Below are 2,737 nucleotides of genomic sequence, written 5' to 3' on the forward strand. Positions count from 1 at the left end.
GAACTCGTGCGACTAGCATGGCTAAATCGGATCCCAATAGCAATGGCCTCCGGCAGGATCAACCGGAATGAGTATCCTTCAGGCCTGATTCCCGGCCTGAAGGGGGTGTTGGCGGGTGTCAACTTCGGTTGAGACGAAGGTTGACACACCATTGCATTGGTCTGTGTGGTGTCCGGTCCATCCAGCGGCTTGGATGACACCGAACGACCACGGCTCACATCAGATCGCCGCTTACGCCGGAGCGCAGGGGGCGCGATCCTCATCGGGTGAGTCGGATGAACCGACTCTGCGAAACCGGGCCGAGTTGAACGGCCCGAGTCCGCGGTGCGTTCTTCGCGTTTCAACCGAACGGGCTTATACACTTAAGCACGTCGGAACGCTTCGACCGGCCGCGTTGGCGGCCGGCCGGTGCCCCCCGTCGGGGGCTCCTCGCATTCATTCGAATGCCCGGGTTGTATTTAACCCCGTCGAAGCGTCGGCCCCACGTCATGCGGTTTCATGGAGCAGTTTACAACGAGCTGATCCAGTAGGGAGATTTGGTATCGGCAGGATCTCGCGACACTGGGCGATACGATCGGAACGTCTGAGAGCCGAACGTATCAGAAGTGTATCATGGAATCCAGGTTGCGGCGGCGGCCTCACGCGCGCGCAGGACAGGACACTATGTGCGGTGTGGGGCAGTTGGCCATTTATACCACGGGCGTTTATAAGGGAGGGGGACACATATAAAAGCGAACGATGACGAACCCTGCAGACTCGATCGAGATTCAGAACGTTGTTGCATCGACGGGTATCGGTCAGGAGCTCGACTTGGAGGCGCTCGCAGAGGATCTCCCGGGCGCAGATTTCAATCCCGACAACTTCCCCGGCCTCGTCTACAGGACTCAAGAGCCGAAGGCGGCCGCGCTCATCTTCCGGTCGGGGAAGATCGTCTGTACGGGTGCCAAGAGCATCGACGACGTCCACGACGCGCTCGGGATCATCTTCGAGAAGCTTCGGGGCCTCCAGATCCCGGTCGAGGATGATCCGGAGATCACCGTTCAGAACATCGTGTCGAGCGCGGACTTGGGGCACAACCTCAATCTCAACGCCCTCGCGATCGGGCTCGGTCTCGAAGACGTAGAGTACGAGCCGGAGCAGTTCCCCGGGCTCGTCTACCGGATGGACGAACCCGAGGTCGTCATCCTCCTCTTCGGAAGCGGGAAGATCGTCATCACCGGCGGTAAGCGGACTGACGACGCCGAGGAAGCCGTCGAGGAGATCGTCGAGCGGATCGAAGGACTCGGCCTGCTCGGCTGACGCGGGCGAATCGATCGGTCTGTGCGGGGCCTCGTCGCGGCGACGGCACGGTGCTCGTCGTAGAGCGGTGGCGGGGGGACCGTCGGGTGGCCGAACCGACTCGATCAGCTCTCGGCATCATCCTCGGTAAGGACCTCTTTGACGACGCTCGGGTCCTCGAGGAGTTGGTGCTTCGTGTAGCTTCCTTCGGCGCTACCGCCGCTGTGTTTCGACTGTTCGATGATGTCGAGGAACGCGTGCTCCTTCAGGAGGTCGCGGACGCGCCGTAGCGAGAGGCTATCGGATCCCTCCTGCCGGCAGATGTTCTCGTAGATTTCGTACACGCGGCTCGTGCGGAATCCGTCCTGACGACCGTTCGAGAGCGACAGTAGCGCGAGCGCCTGAAGCACGTACCTCGAGTGCGGGGTGGACCCGCGAATGAGTTCGCGGAATCGGTCGGTCTCGGCTCGCTCGCGCGCCTGCGTGACGAACTCCTCACGAACAGTGGGTTCGCCGTTCGCCTGTGCGATCTCGCCCGCGTACCGGAGGATGTCGATAGCCTTCCGCGCGTCGCCGTGTTCGCGCGCCGCCAGCGCGGCGGCGCGCGGGATCGTCGAGGGTTCGAGAACGTCGTCGTGGAACGCGTCCGCCCGCGCCTGCATGATTTCCCTGAGTTGGTTCGCGTCGTACGGCGGGAAGACGAACTCGCGCTCACAGAGGCTCGATTTAACGCGCTCGTCCATCCGGTCTTTGTACTGGATCTTGTTGCTGATGCCGACGACGCCCAACTTACAGTCGGTGATCTTTCCCGCCTCGCCAGCGCGGGACAGTTGCATCAGGATGGCGTCGTCATCGAGCTTATCGATCTCGTCGAGCAGGATCAAGACGACGTCGTACCGCTGGTCGAGGATCCGCCAGAGTCGCTTGTAGTACGTGGACGTAGAGAGCCCCTTATCGGGGACGTTGATCCCGGTTTCCTCGGGGTCGTTGACGCCCTCGGCGATCGTCTGGACCGCTTGCGTCTCGGTGGTGTCCTGCGCGCAGTCGACGTAGGCGAACGTCGCCGTAACGCCCTCCTCGCTCGCGGTCGAGACGAGTCGCTTGGAGACGTACTTCGCGCACAGGGACTTCCCGGTGCCCGTCTTCCCGTAGATGAGGACGTTGCTCGGGCTCTGGCCGAAGATGGCCGGATTGACCGCCGTCGCCAGATCGGCGATCTCGTCGTCGCGGCCGACAATGCGTCCCTCGCCCGGCAAGTGACTGATCTCGAGGAGTTCCTTGTTCGCGAAGATAGGGTCCTCCCTCGTGAAGAGGTCGTCCGCTGCGTCCATGAGGGAGACACCGTGTTTCCGGTGAAATGTGTTCTGTTTCGCGGCCACGTTCGGAGCGGAACGAGGGACGGGTCGGTGGAGAGAGACACACACCGTGTTTCCGGTGAAAAGGGTGGTCGGCCGTGGGG

At 62.3% G+C, this 2,737-nt stretch carries 2 protein-coding genes and 1 rRNA gene; 1 reads left to right on the forward strand and 2 read right to left on the reverse strand.

The genetic code is table 11. From position 1 onward, the window contains the following. A 16S ribosomal RNA gene (locus tag B9H04_RS17670) occupies window positions 1–69 on the reverse strand; the annotation flags it as partial. Window positions 70–738: 669 nt separating this feature from the next. Here B9H04_RS17670 and B9H04_RS17675 point away from each other — a divergent pair. Further along, entirely contained in the window at window positions 739–1,299 is a 561-nt protein-coding gene (locus tag B9H04_RS17675) for a TATA-box-binding protein (RefSeq protein ID WP_049932645.1), read from the forward strand. Between the two features lie 104 nt (window positions 1,300–1,403). Here the strand turns inward: B9H04_RS17675 and B9H04_RS17680 are convergent, their stop codons facing one another. Beyond that, window positions 1,404–2,609 carry a Cdc6/Cdc18 family protein gene (locus tag B9H04_RS17680; RefSeq protein ID WP_049932642.1) on the reverse strand — a complete coding sequence of 402 codons (1,206 nt, stop codon included), beginning with the start codon at window positions 2,607–2,609 and terminating at the stop codon, window positions 1,404–1,406. Window positions 2,610–2,737: the final 128 nt, after the last annotated feature.

The sequence above is a fragment of the Halorubrum ezzemoulense DSM 17463 genome (assembly GCF_002114285.1).
GTDB classification, from domain to species: Archaea; Halobacteriota; Halobacteria; order Halobacteriales; family Haloferacaceae; genus Halorubrum; species Halorubrum ezzemoulense.